We start from the raw sequence: 856 nt of genomic DNA on the forward strand, positions 1-856 counted from the left end.
AGTGAGCGGGTCATTACCTCCGTGGACAGTGAAGAAGAACGCGGCTGGGCGGACATTCGCGAAAAAGGGGTGTTGCGAGTTATCACCTCCAATAACCCGGCCAGCTATTTTATGTGGCGCGGTGAATTGATGGGGTTTGATTACGACCTGATCAAGGACTTTGCCAAGCAGCATCGTTTGCGTGTGCGGGTTATTGTGCACGATACGCCGTCCTCCATGTTTGCGGCGCTGGAGGCGGGGGAAGGCGATGTTATCGCCGCCTCCATGACCGTCACGCCAGAGCGTCAGAGCGCAGGCTGGTCCTTCAGTGAACGTTATCTGGAAGTGAATGAGCAGCTTATTGGTGAAGCCGGCGAGAGCTCGCTGGATACGGTGGAAGGACTGGCCGGGCGCACGGTGGCAGTGAACCCGGAAACGGCCTATTACGACACGCTCAAAGCGTTGCAAAAGGCGGGGGGCACGTTCGAGATTCTGGAAGTGGAGAACGCCAGTACGGAAATGTTGATTGATGGCGTGGCCAACGGTGATTACGACCTGACCATGGCCGATAGCCATCTGGCTGCCATGGAATCCACCTACCGGGATGACATCGCTGTATTGTTCCAGTTCGAACCGGCCAAACAGATCGCCTGGGTTACCCGAGAGTCCCAGCAAGCCTTACGTGAGCAGCTCAATAGCTATATAAAGCGTGGTTATCGGGGGCTGTTCTATAACGTGACCTACAACCGGTATTTCAAGGAAAAGAAAACCATCGCCACCCATGAGGCCTACCGGGTAGAACCAGGTCGGGATATTTCCCCCTATGATGAGCTGGTGCGTTCAGAGTCGCTTAAGTATGGCCTGGATTGGCGCCTGA

At 55.4% G+C, this 856-nt stretch carries 1 protein-coding gene; it reads left to right on the forward strand.

Annotated elements, in window-relative coordinates; genetic code table 11:
• A partial coding sequence (locus A3730_RS29195; protein ID WP_156501448.1) for a transporter substrate-binding domain-containing protein occupies positions 1-856 on the forward strand: 856 nt, incomplete at both ends.

Source organism: Alcanivorax sp. HI0044 (assembly GCF_001634945.1).